Genomic DNA, 21,628 nt, shown 5'->3' on the forward strand with positions numbered 1-21,628 from the left:
AACTTAAGTATGAAAACATTAATATGGATCGCGCTATTAGCGGGATACGGAAGCTGTTTTGCCCAAAATAAGGCGGAAAAACTACAAGCCAAAGAGCACATAAGCAAACAATTTACACTGCAACAACCGGCTGCAAACAGCGTATTTACACTTTATAATGTATGGGGAAGTGTAAAGGTTGAAGGCTATAGCGGCAACCAGGTAATGATTGAAATTGATCAAACTATTGAGGCTGATGACGCCGAACAAATGGGGTTTGCTAAACAGGAATTTAAGCTGGGGTTCGACCAAAAGGCGGATACTATTGTTGCCTATACTGCAGAGCCCTATGACACCCGTCCGCATAAATGGATAGACAACGACAAACCTCGGCCACGCAGGCATTACATTGTAAAATTAGAGTATACCGTGAAGGTGCCTAACAATATGAATATTAAAGTATCAACAGTTAACAATGGCAGCATAGTTGTGAGCGACGTTTACGGCAAACTAAAGGTTAATAATGTTAATGGGCCTGTAACCATTGTAAATGCAAAAAACACCACAGATGCACGTACGGTTAATGGGAATGTTACGGTAAATTATTTGGTTAACCCAACCGAGCCAAGCAGCTATTTTACAATTAACGGCAAGCTTGAGATCACTTACAAAAACAGCCTGGCGGCTAACCTGCAGTTTAAAAGCATGAACGGCCAGTTTTATACCGACTTTGACAATACCGAGATCCTGCCAACAGAGGTAGTAAAAACAGAAACCAAAAGAGACAATAGCACAACCTATAAACTAAATAAAAACACCCAGATAAAAGTGGGCGCAGGCGGCAAACTATTTAAGTTTGAAACCCTCAACGGAAATATCTATATTAAAAAAGCTTAATTAATAACAAACAACATGAAAGCAAGTAAAATTACAGGCATATTATTAATAGCGATGATGCTATCGGTACGCCTGGTAGCACAAGAAACAAAAGAACAACTGATAGTGTCCCTAAGCGAACCGGGCAAACCCTATAAATTAAATGTTGACCTGGTATCTGGATCTATTATAGTGCTGCCTTACGAAGGCAAAGACATTATTATAGATGCCCAGGCAGAAAGCCGCAAAGAAAGAGGTGAAACCCAAAATGGTATGAAACGGATCTCGACCAGTGGTGGGTTGGATGTTACCGCCCGTCAAAAAAACAATACGGTTGATGTAACTACCGGCAACCCCGGTAGAAAGGTTACGCTTACTATTAAAATACCTCAGGGAGCCAATAGCGTTAAACTGCATACCGTAAACGGGGGTAATATAAACGCCAGCGATATCAGCGGTGATATTGAGGTGATAAATGTTAACGGTGCTATTAAATTAACCAATGTAGGCGGCTCTGTAGTAGCCAATACGGTTAACGGCAATGTTATAGTTACCCTAAAAACAATAGACCCAAAAGCGGCTATGGCATTTACCACGCTTAATGGTAATGTTGATGTAACTTTCCCTGCAAGCCTTAAGGCCAATGTTAAACTACGGTCTGACCGGGGCGAGATCTATACTGATTTTGATATGGCCGCGACCAAAGGCGCGGCGCCTAAAAGCAGTAAAACAGTTAAAGATGGCTTATACCATATAGAAATAGAAGACTGGGTAAACGGAACAATAGGCGGCGGCGGGCAGGAGCTGCTGATGAAAAACATGAATGGTAATATTTATCTGCGCAAGGCGAAATAACTACACCTCTGATATTCCTTTAAACAAAGGCCCCGATCACCCGGGGCCTTTGTTTTATTATATATGTTATTATTAGGGGCAAATTAAACTCAAATTTGTTCTTTGAGGGGTTAAAAAGGGCCGAATGACTCTCGCAGTATTTCGGCCCTACATCTACCTATGAAAAACAACCCTTTTGGGAGGGATATATATTCTTAGACAAATGCAATGCCAATGTAACGGACGTGTTACAAATTGCGCAAAACGAAACTTTTAACTTAAAAAGTAAAGTTGCAATGTTGAATTTGTTCCCCAGTTAGGGTGTATTTTGCGCAAGTTGGCCACAGTGATGGTAACCCAATAAGAGCACTTAACGCCGCTGTGCTTCATCAGTTATATGAGAACAGATCAACGACTCAGTCATTTATCCATCTATCTATAAATAAAAAACCTGAAACTATCCGCGTTAAGTGTTGTTAGGAAATATATGGAATACAATGTATATCTATTAGCAACCGATCCGAATAACCCTTGCCGAGATATAATTCATTCAAGAGACACAAACTTGAAGATACGGGTGCATTGCCTGGACAATGACAGGTTTGAGCCCAATAATAACGAAATACAGTTATTTGGTTATGCGCAAAACAAGCTATACGCCTTCGAGACCATTGATATATCTGCAGAGGATGCTTTGGATGTTGTGGGCGCCATACAATGGTATGCCGAGTATATTGAGTTTCCGGAAATGGAAATATTGCCCGAGGACCCACGCCCCGGGCATAGTGTAGCTATGTAATTTTAAACGTCAAGTTTTGATAGGTATTCCATATTAATCTTCATGCTTGACGCGGGCGATCCTGCAGGATATTCTTCCTGTTCAATAAAGAAGTATTTCATACCGGCATCTTTGCTTTGTGTAAGCAAGCCTTTGATATCTAAAGTGCCGTTACCAAACTCAACGCTGTTTCTGCCTTTCATGTCTTTTAAGTGCCATAACGGGAAACGGCCCGGGTATTCTTTAAAATAGGCAAGCGGGTCTTTACCGGCAGCAACCACCCAACCCAGATCCATCTCCATTGATACCAGCTCGGGGTCTGTATTTACCAGCAGCACATCATACAACACCAACCCATCATCAACCTTAAATTCATAATCATGATTATGATAGCCAAACTTCAGCCCTGCTTTTTGACACTCTTCGCCGGCCTTGTTAAAGCGTTCTGCTATTTTTTGATAATTAGCAACGGTATCGCCTGCATATGGAATGGAAGAACAAACCAGGTATTCCTGTCCTGATTCTGCAGCCTGATCAATGGTTTGTTGCCAGTTGGCATCAATACCACAATGTGCGCTGCGTAAGGTCATACCCAGGTCCTTACACGTTTGCTTCATTTCTTTCGGCGTTAAACCATAAAACAATCCCTTATTACTTGCAGCAGACTCTATCTGTTTAATACCCAGGTCGGCAATAATTTTTAATGTGCCTTGTGGGTCTTTTAACATTTCCTGGCGGAAAGTGTAAAGCTGGATCCCAGCGTTGCTTACCTTCTTAGGGGCAAATTTATACGATGATAGCAATACCGACCCGACGGCCAGTGCGCCCATGTTTTTGAGGAAATCTCTGCGTTTGTTCATGTTTTTTGATTTACTAATTAATATATCTATTCGCTATTACTAAATTTTATCTCCCTTATACTTAAGGGGGTACCCTTAAATACAAAATACAGATCGGACACTCCCCGGTTAGCAAAGCCTATTTTTATGTTTTTCTTTAACCCGCCATAGTACGAAAAAGCACTTATTGGTTTACCCTGTAATGAACCGGCGTACACTTCAATGTTCCCTTTTGCGGTTGTGTTGTCGCGGCCGGCAGAGGCTATTAACTCCATTTGAATAAACCCGGTAAGATCAACTTTGTTAAACTTTAGCCAGGCACCTTCAGCCTTAACAATGGCAACTGTGCTGTCGCGATTAAAAGCTATATCATGGGTTTCAACAGCGGTTGATACAGGTAAAACAGGAGCGCGCAAAACCAGCACCTGTTCACCCGTTTGGCTGCCAATATTCTTATTACCGCGGTCTGTATAAGCAGCGCGTAGTATAAAGCTGCCATCAGTGTTTTCCCCTTGCGGAACCGAAGTGGTATAAGTACCTGCAACAGGCAAAGATTTGGCGACATGCGGATAAGCCAGGCTCAATATATATTTTACAATTGCCTTAGCGTCAGCATCGGCCAGGGTTGGGTGTGCCGGCATCTGGGCATCACCCCAAACACCTTGTCCGCCCGATATGATCTTTTTAGCCAAACGGTCGGGAGCACCCGGATCGCCTTTGTATTTTATACCTACCTGGGTAAAGGCAGGACCTAAAACCTTTTCGGTTATCGAGTGGCACGATTTGCAATCGCTTTTAGCTATCAAAGCCATAGCCCCGGCATATTGTGTACCGGCATCAACACTGCCCTGTTTTGAGGCAATAGCCGTCATGTTATATCCTTCTGATAAATAATTGGCGCTAACAGCTACCCGCGCTGGAGAGATCCGTTTATTAGCCAGGCTGCCATCTTCCTTATCAACTACGTTCACGTTATAGGTTATGCTCTGTCCGCGAACGAAGTAAGTCGAATTACCTTTAATAACGTTAATGGTTACTAACGGCGGCTCGTTGCCTGCTTTTATCTCAACCGCCTTGCTGTTGCTGGCGCCTTTGGTATCGGTAACGGTTAACAGGGCCTTGTAAACACCCGGTGTGGTAAAAGCTAATGAAGGATTAGCTTGCGCGATGGTTTTAAACGGTGCGCCATTTTTGGTGATCTTCCAGCTATAAGTTAGTTTATCGCCCTCGTCATCATCCTTTGTACCCGCCGATGAAAGGTTAACTGTTAACGGCACCGCGCCGGCTATTTTATTTGCAGTTGCCTGTACCTGTGGCTTGCGGTTGCCGCCATTATATTCTATGCGGATCAATTCGGCTTCGGGATTGTCTTTAAAATAACCGTTACCATATTCTAATACATATAGGTCGCCGTTAGGGCCAAACTTCATATCAATTGGTCCGCGTAGTTTCTGGCCGGGCAGGAAACGCTCCATGTTAACATAATTTCCATTATCATCAATTGTCACCACGTTTATCCAGCCACGCACCCAATCGGTAATAAACCATTTTCCTTCGTAATATGACGGGAACAAACGCGGGGCATTATTAAAATCTGACGCGTGAAATATCGGCCCGCCAACGGCGCTGTTACCGCCACTCTCAAGCAGCGGGAACTTGGTGCTTTGCTGTTTTGAATACCAGATAAATGCCGGTATAGTTGGCGGCAGATCTTTAAGGCCGGTATTATTTGGTGATGTATTTACAGGATGTTCAGGGTCAAACAATGGGCCCGATTCTTTAGTGGCAAAGTTATAATGATGATAAGGGAAGCTGTTTCCCACAAAATAAGGCCAGCCATAGTTACCCGCTTTTTTTGCCTGGTTAAATTCGTCGTACGATTGTGGTCCGCGGTGCTCAAAATCATCCTGGCTGCCATCCGGGCCAACTTCGCCCCAATATAACCAGCCGGTTTTACTGTCAATTGTTAAGCGCCATGGGTTACGGTTACCCATAGTATAGATCTCGGGGCGTGTTAGCGGTGTACCGGGCTTAAATAAATTTCCCTTCGGGATTGTATAGGTGCCATTCGCCTCCGGGTGGATCCGCAGGATCTTTCCGCGCAGGTCATTGGTGTTGGATGAGCCTTTTTGCGAATCCTGGGTAAACATGCCCGGGCGTTCGTCTAACGGTGAGAAACCGTCGGATGCGCGAGAAAAAGTATTATCGCCCGTACTTAAATATAAATTCTTGTCTTTATCAAAAACCATCCCGCCACCAACGTGGCAGCACTCAAAACGCTGCACAACAACATCAAGCACTTTCTTTTTTGATGCCACATTCAACGGGCCTTTGCCATCCCAGGTATATCTTTCTAAACGGTTAACTGACTCATTACCCGCAGGGGCATAGTAAATATAGATCAAATGGTTCTTATAAAAATCCGGATCAAGCACCACACCCTGTAACCCATCCTCGGCTTCACTAACCTCGCCTGTTTGACTTACATATTTGGTGCTTACCGCAAACTCGTGGATAACGGATATTTTTTGTGTAACGGGATCATATAGCTTTAGCTTGCCTTTGCGCTCGGCATACAAAACCTTGCCATCCTTCAAGATCTGGAATTGCATAGGCTCTTCAATACGCTGAGCCAGTACTACTTTGGTAAAGCGGTTATCATCCGGCTTTTGTTGTGCCGAAGCGTTAAAAAACAATGCGGCTGTTATCAAGCCCGATAGTAAAATTTGTTTACGCATAACAGTTGGTTAGTAAGATAGCAATAAATTGAGCTGATCGTTGAATAATTGGTGCTCAATGATACTATATTTTTACAAATTATCAAATTTGTTACACATAAATAGTGACATTTAATAGGTGGATGTGCCGCATGCTTAAACATTGTCAACACGTATAAGAATTTGATTTAAAGGATTTTTAATATAAGTTTGAGAAACCTGCTTTAAACCAGCTAAACCCCATGTTAAAACCCCAATACCGGCTTTTAGTGCCGGCGCTGTTGTTGCTATGTGCCGCGCGTTTAAGTGCGCAGGGGTTGTATCGTGATTTTAAAATGCCGCCGGCTAAATTCAGGCCGGTTCCATTTTGGCATTTAAACGGCAACCTAACAACCGATGAAATAAACAAACAGGTTGCTGCAACAATGAAAGCTGGTTTTGGCGGTGTAACCATTTTACCGGTTACCGCCGGCAGGCAGCATCCAACGGGTTTACTCTCGCCCGGAATGAGTCCCGTTTATTTAACCGGCGAATACTTTGCCCGCTACGCGGATATTTTAAAAGCAGTAAAGGCAAATAATGGCCGTGTTATTTTTTATGACGACGTGGATTTTCCCAGTGGTACGGCGGGCGGCAAATTAAAGCGGCTTTATCCGGGTGCAACCCGTAAGTTATTAGTTAAGAAAGATACTTTAGTAAACGGCGGCCAGCAAATAAATTTAACCTTATCCGCAGGTGCCTTAATGGCGGTTGTTGGTACAGATCTATCCAACAATAAGCGTATAGACCTTACTCCATTTGCTAAAGACGGGAAGCTATTATGGCAGGCCCCGGCCGGACAATGGAAAATCCAAACCTTTACCAGCCAGCCAAACGGGGAGGCGCTGGTTGATTATATGGACCCTGATGCTGTGAAGAAATTCATTGGCTTAACTTACGATGAATATTATAAGCGCTTCGGCAGCTATTTTGCAACTACCATACAGCAAACCTTCTTCGATGATGTTGGCTACTACAGCGCAGAGCGTGGCTGGACCGACGCTTTTAACGCAAAGTTTAAACAGCTATATGGTAAAGATCCCGCTACATATTATCCCGCGCTATGGGAAGACATAGGCCCGGAAACCGAAGCCGCCCGGGTTGCTTTTTTTGACACCCGGGCCGAATTGTTGGCCGAAGGTTTTCCTAAAATAGTTACCGATTGGGATAACAAACATGGCTTGAAAAGCTCGGGCCATCCACCCGGTAACTACGAGATCCAGCCGGTGGATATGAACTTCGATATTTTTAAATTTAACCGCCACCAGGATATCCCAACAATGGATGCCATATTTTACCACGGCCATGGCAGGGAAGGTTTTAAGTTGGTGAGTTCGGCTGCGGCGGTGTATGATAAACCGGTTGTGGCTGCCGAGATCTTTGGCGCGTTTTTAGAAGATAAATTTACTATTAACACCATGTACCAGGCCGCTATGGAGGTATTTGTACGTGGCATAAACCAACTGGTACCGCATGGTATGTGGTATGATTATAAACCGCAGTCGGTGCGCATACCACCGTTGGTGTCGCCTTATAGTGATAAGATAGCGCCGGGATTAAAAAAGTTTAATGATTTTGCAGCCCGTACATCAATGGTGCTTACCGGCGGCAGGCAGGTAGCAGAAATTGGGGTTATCTACCCCATAGCCGCGTTGGAAGGCTTTTACCGTTTTGAAGCAAAGGGCCATGTATACGGGCAGATGCCCCCCAAAGGTACTGACTACTTGGCCATAAGCGATTTGCTGACCAACAACCTGCACCGCGACTTCTCTTTTATTCATCCGCAACTGTTTACGGGCGCTAAGTATCGCGTTAGCCAAAAACAGGTAGTTTTAAATAATAAGGTTAACAAACAAACCTATAAGGTGATTATCTTACCTGCCGGGAAAGTTATCTCTTACCCGGCGCTAAAAAAATTGCAAACGTTTTACCAACAGGGCGGCAAGGTTATAGCTACCTACTTGCTGCCGTCTAAATCGGCAGAGTTTGGGATGGATGCCGGGGTTCAAAGCATCGTGAAACAAATGTTTAATGTTGACGGCGAACAAATGCCCGCAACGATAACCACCAATAAAAACACCAGTGGCGGCGTGGCTATGTTTTTGCCAATGGCCGATTCGGTTAGCTTGGCGCAGGCGTTAACTGTGATGGCACCTACTCCGGATGTGATCCTGGAAAACACGCTGGCGGCAAATAGTCAAACGGGGAAGCTATCTTATCTTCATAAAATAAAAGGTGGAAAGGATATTTATTATATAGCCAATTCAACCACTAACCCGGTAAATACTTATATCAACCTAAAAGGAAAACTGGATTTAGAAATATGGGATCCTGACACCGGTAAAGAAGTAGCCATAAAACAGCTATTGTATTTAAAGATCAATGGTGCTGTTTATAGCCGCGTTAAACTGAATTTAGCCGCGGTAAAATCAATTTTTATAATTAGTAAAGGTAAGCCATGAAAAGAAAACTGATTTTAAACCTTGTATTCCTACTTATTGTATCGCAAGCATTTGCACAAACTGCGGACAAGTCAAAATTTAAGATAGTGGGCTATTATTCTATCCGGGCGGCGCTTACTGCCGATTTGACTACCGTACCTTTTGATAAGCTTACCCACGTTAACCTTTGGTTTTTAAATCCCGATACATTAGGGAACTTTAGTACGGACCTATCCGGCCTTATTCCGTTTATAAAAGCAGCGCATGCTAAAAACGTAAAGGTGCTGGCCTCAATTGCAGGCGGTGGTAAGCATCCTTACTATGGTAACTTGTTAAAGGACGATAAAAGAAACAAATTTATTAACGACTTAACCGGCATCGCACTTAAACTGGGCCTTGACGGTATAGATGTGGATATTGAAAGCCGGGATATTGACGACAACTACGAGAAATTTGCCACCGGGCTATCGGCAGCCATGAAAGCGCATAATTTGCTCACCACAGCAGCTATCGCCATATTTTATAAAGACCAGCTCACCGAAGCCGCCCTTGCCCAATATGATTTTGTGAACCTGATGAGTTACGATCATACCAGCCCGGGAAGACCAGAGCGACCCGGCCAACACTCGCCGTATGATAAGGCCGTGTCTGACCTTGATTATTTCCATACCGTAAAACATATCCCTAAAGATAAGATAGTATTGGGTGTTGGGTTTTATGGATATGGGTTTGGCCCGGATTTGATTACACCAGGTATCAGCATGACCTATGGACAGCTGATAACCCAAAACCCCGGTGCCGAGCTGCTTGATCAATGGGACCTGCCCGGCGGCAAGATTATTTATTATAATGGCATCCCAACCATTAAACAAAAAACCGACCTCGCTAAAAAAGAAGCGGCAGGTATAATGATATGGCAGTTGCTGGGTGATGCACCTGGCGATAAATCGTTATTAAATACTATTTACCAGCAAGCCTACAAAAAAGATTAACCGCATACCCAATGAACCCTCAAAAAACTTTTATAGCCCTTGCGGCATTTTTATTGATCGGCCCGGCTTTTGCGCAAAAGAAACAGGGGTTTAATACAACATCTGCCGTTGCCGATCCGCAAATGGTCAATCATTTTAAGACCCCGCCTCACGTTGCACGGCCCTGGGTTTTCTGGATGTGGCTGCGGGTAAATACCAGCAAGGAAGCCATTACAAAGGATTTGGAAGAAATGAAAGCTAAGGGCATTGAGGGAGCGATACTATATGAAAGCGGTACCGGCAGTGAACTAAGCTCGACTTTGGCTACCATGGTTTTAAAAGACAAGAAATATGTTTTTACCCCGACTAAAGATTTTGCCGGAGCCTACATGAACGACCTGCCAACGGCGCATCTGCAACCCTGGGATAATCGGGTGCGCGAGCTATTTAGATTTGCTGCAAAAGAAGCCGGACGATTAGGCGTAAAGTTGGTTTTAAGCGTTGGGTTGGCCGGCACATCGGGCCCCATTCCGGCTGAGTATGGGCAGCAGCGGATGCTATGGTCCGAAAAAAACATTGAAGGAGGCACTGTTTTTGGTGAAGTGTTGCCCGAGCCAAATGAAACTGTTTCGGCAACTTATTTATCGTCGGCAGGCATTGCAGCAGATTATAAACGAAAATCTGCACGGCAAGCCCAAAACCCAAAGACACCTAAATTTATAGGACATGAAATTGCGGTGCTGGCTATCCCGCAGGGAGTTAAAGCCGATGCTTTCCGGGTGATCAATTTATCTGATAAGATTGATGCCGATGGCCGCCTGCGTTGGGATGCACCGGCGGGTAAATGGAAGATCCTGCGGTTTGCTTACCAGCCCACCAACAAAGGTGATGTTTGGGGTTTATTTACCGATGGCATGAGCGCAGAGGCATTAGATACCACCTGGAGGCATACCATTGGGCGCATGCTGAAGGAAATGACACCCGCAGAAAAAAGAGGCCTAACCGGTATTGAGGACGATAGCTGGGAAGGCGGCGAGACTACATGGACAAAACAGTTCCCGCAAAAATTTAAAGACCTGCGCAATTACGATCTGATCCCGAGGTTGCCTGCGCTGGTGGGAATAACCATTGGCGATTCGGTTCAATCGGACGGGATCCGCCGTGATTATTACCGCACTATCGCCGACCTGATCGCCAAAAACCATTACGGGCGATTAAAGGAGCTGGCAAACAAACATGGATTGATCAGCTATTCGGAAGCATCAGGGCCAAACTCGGCGCAGCTGGATGGCATGAAAAACTCGAATGGTGTTGATGTTGCCATGGGCGAGTTTTGGGTGCCGTCGGTACATCGCCCTACGCCCGATAGGCGCTTTCTGTTGCGCAATACAGCGAATGCAAACCATATCTATGGCAAGTTATTAACGCCTTGTGAGGCATTTACGTCGGTAGGGCCGCATTGGGAGGAAACTTTTTTCGACCTGAAGAACGTAGCCGACCAGGCATTTTGTGATGGTGCAAATTCTATTGTCTTCCATAATTTCAGTCATTCTTCATCGGTTACCGGCAAGCCCGGCTTTGTTTATTTCGCCGGTACGCATTATAGCCGCAACGTAACCTGGTGGGAGCAAACGCCGGCGTTTAACGCCTATGTTGGCCGTTGCTCGTACATGCTGCAGCAGGGCTTATTTGTTGCAGATGCATTATATTACGTTGGCGATGGCATAGGCCACGGCGAGCCACAGAAAACCCAACCGGCTTTACCCGCACGGGGGTATGATCATGATAATTTAAATCTTGATGCGCTGCTTACCCGCGTAAGTGTAAAAAATGGCCGTTTTGTTTTGCCCGATGGTATGAGCTATAAAATATTGGTAATGCCGGGCCAAGCTAAAATGGACCTGAAAGCACTTGAAAAGATCAATTCATTGGTAGCTGCCGGTGGGATAGTTGTCGGTCCGCGCCCAGATGGGGTCGCAGGATTAGTTGGCAGTGAAACAGCATGGGAAGAAAAAATAATATCAGACATTTGGGATAAACCGGCCGCTAAACATGTAATTGCCGACCGTACTGCCGCTGAGGTTTTGAATGACCTGCACATTGCCCCCGACTTTGCATACACTGGCCTGAGCAATGCCGGCGATATCGACTGGATCCATCGCAAAGCAGGTAATGAGGATATCTATTTCATCGCCAGCCGCTGGGATGCTCAAGAAAAAATAAACGCCACCTTCCGCGTAAACGGGAAACGGCCGGAGATCTGGGACCCGGTTACAGGCGAAACGCGGCCCGCCACAGCATTTACGCAAGCCAATGGGTTAACTACTGTTCCGTTGGAGTTTGATCCGCGTGGATCAGTGTTTATTGTATTCAGGAAGCCGATTGCAATACACACGCAGGGTAATGCAAGATCGAATTATCCAGCACTTGTCACCAAAACCATGTTAACAGGCGGTTGGGAGCTGCATTTCGACCCTAAATGGGGCGGCCCGGCAACCCTGCATATCGACTCATTAATGGACTGGACAAAATTTGACGATTATAATATCAGGCATTACTCGGGCACGGCGGTTTACAATAAAACATTTAGGGTAGACAAAGCATCCGCACGTAAAAAACTAATCCTTGACCTGGGCGTAGTGCACGAGGAAGCCGTGGTAAAAGTAAACGGCGTTAACATGGGCGTGATATGGACCAAGCCCGCGCAGGTAGATATTAGCCGCGCGGCACATCCCGGTATAAACAAGCTGGAAATCACGGTAGTGAACCTATGGCCTAACCGCTTAATTGGCGATGAGCCCCTGCCGGTGGAAAAACGATTTACGTTAACTAATATGCATAAGTTTAATAAGGACACACCGCTTTATCCTTCGGGATTGATTGGGCCGGTGAAGTTGGAGGAAGTAGAATGAAAACCATTAAAATTTTGGCCGCATTAATCTTGCTATCTATAGTACGGCCGGTGTTGGCGCAAAAAAGCGTTAGTTTGAAATCGCCGGATGGCAATATCCGCTTCGCGCTGACATTGACTAAAGAGAAACCAATGTACCAGGTTAGCTATAAAGGCAAACCACTGATTAACAACTCGGGCCTTGGGCTGATGTTTAAAGACAGCGGCAATTTTGTAAGGGATTTGAAAATGTTGAAGCCCCTTTACAAAACAGGCAATGAACAATATGACTTGGTGGTGGGTAAGGCCAGGCATGTTATTAGCCATTATCAGGAGGTTAGTATCCCATTGATAGAGAATGCTGCTGCAAAGCGGATGATAAACATTGTGGTACGTGTGTTTAATGATGGGCTGGCTTTTCGGTACGAATTTCCGCAGCAAAAAAACTGGGCGGCTTATACATTAACCGACGAGAACAGCGAGTTTAACGTAGCAGGCAATCCGCAATTGCGCATCCTTAGCTTTAAAAACTATACCAGCAGCCACGAGGGCGAGTACGAAAAAATGCCGTTAAACCAATTAAAAGAAAATGTTTTGGTTGACATGCCGGCATTATTTGAGTTTAGTGACAAAACTTACATGGCCATTACCGAAGCCAGCCTGCGCGATTACGCGGGCATGTACTTAGGTAAACATGGCGATGGGCTGATCAGCAAACTTTCGCCATTACCGGGGCAAAAGGAAATTAAAGTAAAAGCCATCATTCCGCATCACACACCGTGGCGGGTTATGATGATAAGCGACCGCGTTGGTGCTTTGATAGAATCAAACATACTTACTAACCTAAACGAGCCCCCTAAACTTAAAGATTATTCGTGGCTTAAACCGGGTAAAACTTCGTTCCACTGGTGGAATGGCGATGTTACCCCCGACACCTCTTTTACACCGGGCGCAAACTTCGAGACCAATAAGTACTACATTGATTTTTGCGCGCGTAACCATATCGAATACCATTCGGTAATTGGCTATGGCGGTTTTTCATGGTATCCCACCAATTGGGCGGGCTATGGCACACCGGGCACTTATTCTGATGTAACAAAATCTATTGCATCGCTTGATATGCAGCAAATCTGCGACTACGCTAAAAGCAAAGGGGTAAATATTCACGTTTGGGTAAACTGGCACGCGCTTTATCCGCAATTGGAAACCGCTTTTACGCAATTTGAAAAATGGGGAATTAAAGGCATGATGGTAGACTTTCTGGACCGCGACGACCAGCTGATGGTAAAGATCCAGGAAGAGATATTGCAAAGAGCAGAGGCACACCACCTGTTCATCCAGTTTCACGGCGCTTATAAACCCACCGGTATGAGCCGGACGTACCCTAACGAGTTTACCCGCGAGGGCAGTTATAATTATGAGAACAACAAATGGCGAACAATGGGGCTAACCCCCGAGCATGACCTGGACCTTGCCTTTACACGCTTACTTGCCGGCCCAACAGATTACCATTTAGGTGGATTCAGAGCCGTGCCGCCATCAGAATTTAAAACGCACTTTATAAGGCCGCTGATGTTAGGTACGCGATGCCATATGTTGGGCATGTATGTGGTTATGGAGAGTTACCTGCACATGGTTGCCGATTACCCGCAGGCTTATGAGGGCCAGCCGGGCTTTGACTTTTTGCAGCATGTGCCAACCGTTTGGGACGAAACCAAAGTACTTAACGCCGAAACCGGCGGCTATCTAACCATAGCCCGTCGCCATGGCGACGATTGGTATGTAGGCACTATCAATAACAGCGTAGGCCGTACCTTAAAAATAAACCTCGCCTTTTTACCTGCCGGGACATATAATGCAGAGCTATACCAGGACGCAGCAGATGTTGCCACACAGCCGAATCATTTAACCAAGACTGTAAAGAGCGTGGATAATAACGAGGTGTTGGAAATACCCATAGCTGCCGGCGGCGGACAGGTAATGCGTTTGGTGAAAGAATAAATAACCAATGACAGAAGCAGCTAATGCGCTTTTATTATAAATTTGAGTTAACCAATAATATCACCCGTTATGAGAAATGACCTGTCGCCGCAAGCTATTGCGCAATACCGCCGCGATGGCTTCTTAGTGATCGAAGATTTTTTATCTGCCGATGAGCTCGCCTTTTGGCGCGAAGCGCTTAACGAATCAGTAGCTAAACGCAACGGCAATAAAATGCCCGATCGTAAGGAAGTTTACGGCAAAGGTGATGATGCCGATAAATCATATTATGACAATGTGTTTGATCAGCTGATTAATCTTTGGCAGGATAATGAAAAGATGCGCCGGATAATGCTGGATGAGCGCCTGGGTAAAATGGCCGCGCAACTGGCAGGTGTTGATGGCATAAGGATCTGGCATGACCAGGCCCTGATTAAAAAGCCGTGGGCTAACCCAACCTCATGGCATTTGGATACACCGTACTGGTCGTTTAGCGACCGCAGGGCAGTATCTATCTGGGTAGCGCTGGACGATGCTACTTACGAGAATGGCTGCCTGTTCTTTATCCCCGGCTCATACGAAAAAACCACTTTCGAAAATCCGGGTATCGGTAAAAATATGGGGGCCATATTCACCACTTATCCCGAGTTTAAAACAACCAAAGCGGTAGCCGCACCAATGAAGGCCGGAAGCTGCTCGTTCCATAACGGGCTTACTATACATGGCGCTCACGCTAACATGACACCCGGTCTGCGCCGGGCAATGACCTGCGCGTATATGCCCGATGGTAATACTTATAACGGTACGCAAAACATCTTATCAGACGAGATGGTAGCCACACTAAAAGTTGGTGATCCACTAAATAGCGATGTTATTAATCCGCTCATCTACAGTAAAAAAAAAGCTGTATGAGAATGGTAAAAGGTATGCTATTGTTCCTGTTGATATATGCCGGGTTTGGATTTAATGCCGATAAAACCATAACGCTGACAGTTCCCAATAAAACCTTATCAATAACCATTGATTACGCTGCCGGCTATGTGATTAAGGCGCTGAAAATAAAAGGGCGTAATGTGCTATCTGCCGCAGGCGTATATACCGGCATCCAAACTAAAAAGGGAGTATATACCTCTGCGTCGCAAGCATCGGATATGAGGCTAACAGAAACCAAAGACGGCATTAAACTATCAGGCCTAAAATATGGTGATGGCACATTGACCGTGGCCGAAACTTGGGTGTTTAAAATAATCGGCGACAAAATACACTGGACAATTACCCGCAATTATGATAATGATGCCGAGCTGGAAGACACCGCATTCCCCAAATACAACTTTGCCAATTTGAATGTCTGGAAGGGCGGGATTTTAGATAATGGGGGTATGGTTTGGTGTAAATATCTTAAACAGGTAAATGATACCTACGGCGTGCACACCGGGGGCGTAACGTTCTGGAATGCCGAATCGGGCGATGGATTGCGTATCAGTACAAAAACAAGCAATGGCAATGCTATCGCCACAAAATATTCGCATAGCGCTAATAATGAATTTATTTGTAGTCAGGCCATAACCGCTGAGCCATTGGGACAGCGTTATAATCTTAGTCGTTTTGTTTCTAAAAAAGCCGATGTATTTGCACCGTTTAGGGTTAAGAAAGGTTCAGTTACACTTGCTATCGACCTGCAATATATAGACTATTTTAAAACGTATTCAAGAGGCACGCTGCCCGGGATAGATGCCGCTGCCGTACGCGAGCTGTTGAATACTACCGGCAGGTATGGCGTTGTAGACAACAATATTATTGGCGCTAATGGGTGGCTTACCAACTGGAAATGTATGCACGAACCATTCTTCGCGCAGATTGGTATGGCGGTTGATGATGAAAATTACACCAAAAACATGTCGGCCACGCTTGACCAGGAGCGCGACGAGGCTATGTTGCCCGACGGGCGGGTGCTATCGCGCTGGCATAATGCGCGCGGCGATGAGATCCCCGGCACGTACAATGCCAAAACAGGCTACTACGAGGCCATGTGGGGATATACTATTGATTCACAAACAGGATATGTTATTAACGCCAGTGAACAGTTTGATCTGAACGGAGATGTCAAATGGCTGAAAGCGCACCAAATAAGTTGTGAAAAAGCTTTGGACTGGCTGATAAAACGCGATGCCAACAACAACGGGATCTTCGAAATGATGAACAACAACATCGCCGAGAAAAAAGGCAGCGATTGGCTGGACATTGTTTGGGCTAGTTATGAAAACGCCTTTGTTAACGCGCAAATGTATGAGGCGCTAAAGCTATGGGCCAATTGCGAAAAGGTATTAGAGAACACGCAAAAGAAGGAATACTATACAGCCATTGCACAACGCCTTAAAACAGCTTTTAACAAACCTATTGATGACGGCGGTTTTTGGTCGCCACAAAAAAAGCAATACGTTTACTGGCGTGATAACGACGGCTCGGTGCACGGTGACAACCTGGTTACCCCGGTTAACCTGGGTGCCATTGCATTTGGCATTTGCGATGATCCGCAACGCATAGCGCAGATATTGGACCAGATTGAGGCACGCACTTCAAAAGAAAACCTGTTCCACTGGCCGCTATGTTTTGATTCGTTTAAAAAAGAAGAGGTACAAAGTGGGAACTGGCCGTTTCCCAAGTATGAAAACGGCGATATCTTCCCTACGTGGGGTTATCTTGGTATCCGGGCGTATGCCAATTACGATAAAGGCATCGCCCTTAAATACATTAACAACATTTTAAAGCAATATAAAAAAGATGGGCTTTCATCGCAACGCTACAGCCGCGTAACCCAATTGGGCCAGGGCGAAGATATCCTGGCAGGAATTTCAACAACCACTACCGCCCTGTATCGGGATATTTACGGCATCCGCCCTAAATGGAACCGAATGGGTATAGAACCTAATATTTCGGTACAATTAAACGGAGCGAAGTTTGCGTACACCCTGCGTGGTATAGTATACCAGCTTAAATTAAATGTTAATGACTATACGATGAATACCGATGGGTTTTTAATTAAAAGCAAAGAAGGGTTTGGCGCAAGTAAAGTTGGGCGGCAATTATCATTTTACCCGCATAACAATGATGTTATGACGATGCAGGTAAATGCCACATCAAACCGTAAAATATATATGGATACTGGCTCATGGTTGCAAGAGGCCTGTTCATGGACCATCAACTCAAAAGATAATTACCGGTTTATCATTAATGGCTTGGCACCCGGAGCGGCTTATCTGCTTAAAATAAACAATACAGCCACAATCGTTAAAGCCAATGCGGTGGGCTGTTTGTTGTTAACGAAACGCTGTACTACGCCCACCCGGTTTACAATTAAGAGGTTGGCTTGATACCGCTAAGGCGTGTAATATAGCAATAAACCTATGCGAGAGTGAATATTATACCTTTAATGGATTGATAATCAGCAGATAATAGTATTATTTCATTTTTATTTTGAGGAGTTGCAACAGAGTTCTATATTTGCAGTCCCAAAACGAAGGGAGTTTAGCTCAGCTGGTTCAGAGCATCTGCCTTACAAGCAGAGGGTCACTGGTTCGAACCCAGTAACTCCCACACTTTAAAAAGTCCGACAGAAATGTTGGACTTTTTTGTTTCGCAAAAATCACAAAACATACCTTTTTGCTTAAACCCGTATAAAAATGCGCTAATAATTGTTTGATAGTGGTATATACCAGCCTGCCTAATAGCCTGATTTACTTATTGATGGTTTAATAATTTGAAGTATTAAGTAATTATGACAATAAATAAACGAAATATTTCTTTTTAATTTAAGCCGTATGTAATAGATTTGCTTTAGTAAACTATTGATTGAAAATAAAAGGCAGCCAGTTTTTTTATTTGATATCAGCACACTCTCCCTTTTATTCCGAATTTTTCCCCCTGGTTACACCTTTTTTAAATTAAACCAATTTAATCAAATACCCTTTTTTGCCTAACCATTGTCGTAGATAATAAAATATTAACCAAAACCAATTAAGACCTAATCTAAAAGTTAATTAACAGGCTATGAAAAAAAATAATATCGTGAAGGTAGCCGGGTGTTTTGTGCCCAAATTTTGGCAAATAACCGGCTTTATCGGCGATCATCAACCGCCTTAATCAGCAGCCGTAACGGCACTTCCAAACTATTAAACAAACAACTATAAACAACTAAACATTATGAAGAAACAATTTATTTACTCAATCCTGCTTATACTGCTGTCGCTGCAAGTGATGGCTCAAAGCAAAATAACCGGTATTGTAACCGACGCAAAAGACGGTTCACCCCTGCCGGGCGTAACTGTATTAGTAAAAGGCGTACAGGGCGGTACCCAAACTGATGTAAATGGTACCTACAGCATTCAGGTAGCGGCCGCTAATGCTACATTAGTCTTCTCGTATACCGGCTATACGTCGCAAGAAGTAAGTACAGCCGGTAAAACGACAGTTGATGTTAAACTTACAGAAGAAATAAGAAACCTTAACGAAGTAGTAGTAATAGGTTATGGTACGGCCAGGAAATCAGACCTTACCGGAGCGGTTGCTACTATTAAAGCCGAACAATTATTGGATAAGCCTGTGCCAAACTTAACCCAGGCTTTACAGGGCAAAATTGCCGGTGTTGAGGTTAGCGTTAATGCTAACGCACCAGGTGCCCCGGCCAAGGTGCGTATAAGGGGCCTTGGATCAATAAACTCAAACCTCGACCCTACTTACGTGGTTGACGGGGTAGTTGGTGTGGATCCTAACTCCATTAACCCGAATGATATTGCGTCAGTGGAGGTTTTAAAAGATGCCTCGTCAACCGCGATATATGGTGTGCGTGGTGCCAATGGCGTAGTCATGGTTACTACCAAGCGCGGCAGGGCTGGTGCAGCTACCATTAGTTATGAGGCAAATGGTAACGTTAGCGAATTGACCCGCCACCTGCCAACATTAAATTCAGCACAATTTGTGCAGATATATAACCAGGCGTTTGCAAACGGTCAAAAATTTGCAACAGACGGTTCTGTACAAGTTCCGCCAAAAGCATTAAATCATACAAATTTCCCGTTATTGTTCGATGTAAATAATAACCCGATTTACGATACTAACTGGGAAAAAGAAACCTATAAACCCGCATTTTCGCAAAGCCATCAGTTAAATATCCAGGGGGGCAACGACAAATCGCTTTACAGCTTATCGTTAGGTTATCTTAACCAAAAGGGCTTAACACCAACATCGGCTTTTAAACGCTACTCCATTAAAATGACGATGGATAACGATGTAAAAAGCTGGTTGAAAATAGGCGGTAGTGTAAACGTTATTGCCAGCCGCCAGCGCATGGTGAGCGATGGTAACGGCGGACTTAACGTACCCCGTGACGTATCAGAAGAGGTGCCAATCGTACCCATAAAATATCCAAACGGTACCTGGGCCGGTAACTTTGATATTGATGGCTTAGAGGGTGCGCCAAACCCTATACAGGTGGCTAACGAGCGCTATACTTTAAACAATACAGCTCAAATGTTAGGTAATGTTTACGCAGTATTTAAAATATCGCCGGAACTGGATTTTAAAACAGACTTTGGGTACAATTTAGCCACACTTAAAAACAACTTTTACTCTTCATTAACACTCCAGCATTTATCTGCCGACCAGGGTGGTGTAGCTAATCTTAACGAGTATTCCAACTACTATTGGCAGTCTGAGAACTATTTAACCTGGAATAAAAAGATAAACGATAAACAACGGTTTACAGCTCTGGTGGGTTTCTCATTAAGCCGTAACGGTTTTGAGCGGGTACGTGCGGAAACGCAAAACTTTATTGATGATTTTTTCCAGTTTAATAACCTTGGCGCAGGCTCGGTTAAAAGTGCTTCAGAGTCTGACGCTGCATCAAATCAATTAAATTCAATCTATGGTCGGATAAGCTATAATATTGATGAGAAATATTTATTTACAGCTACTGGCCGTTATGATGGTTCGTCGCGGTTTAGTGATAAAAACAAATTCTCATTTTTCCCTTCTTTAGGAGCGGCGTGGCGCATTTCGCAGGAAGATTTCTTAAAAAACAACACTACTATATCTAACTTAAAGATCCGCGCCAGTGTGGGTGTTACCGGTAACCAGGAAATAGGTAATTACCGCTCTCTGCCGCAATATAGTACCAGCCAAACTGTTTTAGGCGGCGCCGCTGCCATTACACTGCGCCCAAGTTATTTAGGTAACCCCGATTTAAAATGGGAACGGACCACCCAAATAGACGGAGGCCTTGAGCTGGGTTTATTTAGCGACAGGATAATCCTTGATGCCGATTACTACAGCCGTACTACCAACGACCTTTTATTACAGGCGCCGATTCCATGGTCGGCTGGTTTTACAACGGCAAACGTTTATAAAAACGTTGGTTCGGTGCGTAACTCAGGTGTCGAGCTAAGCTTAAATACCGTTAACATTAAAAGCACCAATTTCCAATGGTCTACAGCTTTCTTGTTCGCGGCTAACAAAAACAAAGTTTTGAAATTGAATGACGGGAATGCCGACATATTCCCGGGCCCTAATTTCCTTGGCCAGAACTATGTAATAAGGGTGGGACAGCCGCTTGGATCATTCTATGGAATGACGCGTTTGGGTACTTATAGCGACAGCCCTGCAGATGTAGCAGAAGCCGCGAAACATGGCTTAAAATCAGGCGACCGAAAATATATTTACAATGCCGATGGAAGTAATTATTACAGCATTATTGGCCAGGCCTATCCAAAATGGACCGGCACATTTAGTAGCACCATGAAGTACAAAAACTGGGACTTCTCGTTTGATATCCGCTTTGTACAAGGTGTAAATACTGCTGCAAACTTCAAACATTCATCTGAGGACAGGCAGACTATCTCCAATAGTTTAACTACAGTATTAAACGGCTGGACGCCTACCAATCAAAACACGATGATCTCGCAGGTACGTAACTATAAATATGCGCAGGATTCGCATTTCGATACCTGGTGGGTTGAGGATGGATCATTTATCCGCGGTCAAAACTTTGTGTTAGGTTTCAACGTACCGGGTGCAACCATTAAAAAATTAAACATGACACGCCTGCGCGTTTATGCAAGTGTTCAGAACCTTTTCATCATAACCAAATACACAGGATATGACCCGGAGGTTGATACGTTTAATGCCAGTTATGGATCAAACGCTGCGTTTTCACAAAACATTGATTTCTTTGCTCCGCCGCGCCCTCGCGTATGGAACCTGGGTGTACAAGTAGGATTTTAAAACATAGGA

Annotated in this window: 12 protein-coding genes and 1 tRNA gene; 11 read left to right on the plus strand and 2 right to left on the minus strand. The window is 44.5% G+C overall.

Annotation, left to right across the window (positions count from 1 at the left end):
* Window positions 1-9 precede the first annotated feature (9 nt).
* The 3 genes from ABIB50_RS05125 (at window position 10) to ABIB50_RS05135 (ending at window position 2,488) form a co-directional block, all read left to right on the plus strand.
* Window positions 10-876 (plus strand): hypothetical protein, encoded by an 867-nt coding sequence (locus tag ABIB50_RS05125; protein WP_429377825.1) that lies wholly within the window; start codon window positions 10-12, stop codon window positions 874-876.
* 15 nt (window positions 877-891) lie between these two features.
* Window positions 892-1,710, plus strand: a complete 819-nt coding sequence (locus tag ABIB50_RS05130; protein ID WP_429377827.1) for a DUF4097 family beta strand repeat-containing protein — start codon at window positions 892-894, stop codon at window positions 1,708-1,710.
* A 544-nt stretch (window positions 1,711-2,254) separates the two neighbouring features.
* The gene (locus ABIB50_RS05135; RefSeq protein ID WP_429377829.1) at window positions 2,255-2,488 is read left to right on the plus strand and encodes a hypothetical protein; all 234 of its coding nucleotides are present in this window, start codon (window positions 2,255-2,257) and stop codon (window positions 2,486-2,488) included.
* Between the two features lie 2 nt (window positions 2,489-2,490).
* On the opposite strand, the gene ABIB50_RS05140 is transcribed toward ABIB50_RS05135, so the two are convergent.
* Window positions 2,491-3,327 carry a sugar phosphate isomerase/epimerase family protein gene (locus ABIB50_RS05140; RefSeq protein WP_429377831.1) on the minus strand — a complete coding sequence of 279 codons (837 nt, stop codon included), beginning with the start codon at window positions 3,325-3,327 and terminating at the stop codon, window positions 2,491-2,493.
* Window positions 3,328-3,353: 26 nt separating this feature from the next.
* The gene (locus tag ABIB50_RS05145; RefSeq protein WP_429377832.1) at window positions 3,354-6,044 is read right to left on the minus strand and encodes a PQQ-dependent sugar dehydrogenase; all 2,691 of its coding nucleotides are present in this window, start codon (window positions 6,042-6,044) and stop codon (window positions 3,354-3,356) included.
* Between the two features lie 221 nt (window positions 6,045-6,265).
* Here ABIB50_RS05145 and ABIB50_RS05150 point away from each other — a divergent pair, with 221 nt between their 5' ends.
* The 8 genes from ABIB50_RS05150 (at window position 6,266) to ABIB50_RS05185 (ending at window position 21,619) form a co-directional block, all read left to right on the plus strand.
* A complete protein-coding gene (locus tag ABIB50_RS05150; RefSeq protein ID WP_429377833.1) occupies window positions 6,266-8,524 on the plus strand; it encodes a glycosyl hydrolase in 2,259 nt (752 codons plus the stop codon).
* Window positions 8,521-9,495: a glycosyl hydrolase family 18 protein gene (locus ABIB50_RS05155; RefSeq protein ID WP_429377835.1), complete on the plus strand. Its 975-nt coding sequence runs from the start codon at window positions 8,521-8,523 to the stop codon at window positions 9,493-9,495. The genes ABIB50_RS05150 and ABIB50_RS05155 overlap by 4 nt, the downstream gene beginning before the upstream one ends.
* 11 nt (window positions 9,496-9,506) lie before the next feature.
* A complete protein-coding gene (locus tag ABIB50_RS05160) occupies window positions 9,507-12,386 on the plus strand; it encodes a glycosyl hydrolase (RefSeq protein ID WP_429377836.1) in 2,880 nt (959 codons plus the stop codon).
* A gap of 14 nt (window positions 12,387-12,400) precedes the next feature.
* Complete coding sequence (locus ABIB50_RS05165; RefSeq protein WP_429377838.1) at window positions 12,401-14,365, plus strand: glycoside hydrolase family 97 protein; 1,965 nt, start codon at window positions 12,401-12,403, stop codon at window positions 14,363-14,365.
* A 69-nt stretch (window positions 14,366-14,434) separates the two neighbouring features.
* Complete coding sequence (locus ABIB50_RS05170; RefSeq protein ID WP_429377840.1) at window positions 14,435-15,256, plus strand: phytanoyl-CoA dioxygenase family protein; 822 nt, start codon at window positions 14,435-14,437, stop codon at window positions 15,254-15,256.
* Window positions 15,253-17,715: a hypothetical protein gene (locus ABIB50_RS05175; RefSeq protein ID WP_429377842.1), complete on the plus strand. Its 2,463-nt coding sequence runs from the start codon at window positions 15,253-15,255 to the stop codon at window positions 17,713-17,715. The genes ABIB50_RS05170 and ABIB50_RS05175 overlap by 4 nt, the downstream gene beginning before the upstream one ends.
* 148 nt (window positions 17,716-17,863) lie before the next feature.
* Window positions 17,864-17,938, plus strand: a tRNA-Val gene (locus ABIB50_RS05180).
* A gap of 606 nt (window positions 17,939-18,544) precedes the next feature.
* Complete coding sequence (locus ABIB50_RS05185) at window positions 18,545-21,619, plus strand: SusC/RagA family TonB-linked outer membrane protein (protein WP_429377844.1); 3,075 nt, start codon at window positions 18,545-18,547, stop codon at window positions 21,617-21,619.
* Window positions 21,620-21,628 lie beyond the last annotated feature (9 nt).

The sequence above is a fragment of the Mucilaginibacter sp. UYCu711 genome, assembly GCF_050433825.1.
GTDB lineage: Bacteria > Bacteroidota > Bacteroidia > Sphingobacteriales > Sphingobacteriaceae > Mucilaginibacter.

Coding starts and splice junctions, on each gene's coding strand:
- ABIB50_RS05175 (WP_429377842.1), top strand. CDS start 15,253: ATGAGAATGGTAAAAGGTATGCTATTGTTCCTGTTGATATATGCCGGG.
- ABIB50_RS05155 (WP_429377835.1), top strand. CDS start 8,521: ATGAAAAGAAAACTGATTTTAAACCTTGTATTCCTACTTATTGTATCG.
- ABIB50_RS05185 (WP_429377844.1), top strand. CDS start 18,545: ATGAAGAAACAATTTATTTACTCAATCCTGCTTATACTGCTGTCGCTG.
- ABIB50_RS05140 (WP_429377831.1), bottom strand. CDS start 3,327: ATGAACAAACGCAGAGATTTCCTCAAAAACATGGGCGCACTGGCCGTC.
- ABIB50_RS05150 (WP_429377833.1), top strand. CDS start 6,266: ATGTTAAAACCCCAATACCGGCTTTTAGTGCCGGCGCTGTTGTTGCTA.
- ABIB50_RS05125 (WP_429377825.1), top strand. CDS start 10: ATGAAAACATTAATATGGATCGCGCTATTAGCGGGATACGGAAGCTGT.
- ABIB50_RS05160 (WP_429377836.1), top strand. CDS start 9,507: ATGAACCCTCAAAAAACTTTTATAGCCCTTGCGGCATTTTTATTGATC.
- ABIB50_RS05130 (WP_429377827.1), top strand. CDS start 892: ATGAAAGCAAGTAAAATTACAGGCATATTATTAATAGCGATGATGCTA.
- ABIB50_RS05145 (WP_429377832.1), bottom strand. CDS start 6,044: ATGCGTAAACAAATTTTACTATCGGGCTTGATAACAGCCGCATTGTTT.
- ABIB50_RS05170 (WP_429377840.1), top strand. CDS start 14,435: ATGAGAAATGACCTGTCGCCGCAAGCTATTGCGCAATACCGCCGCGAT.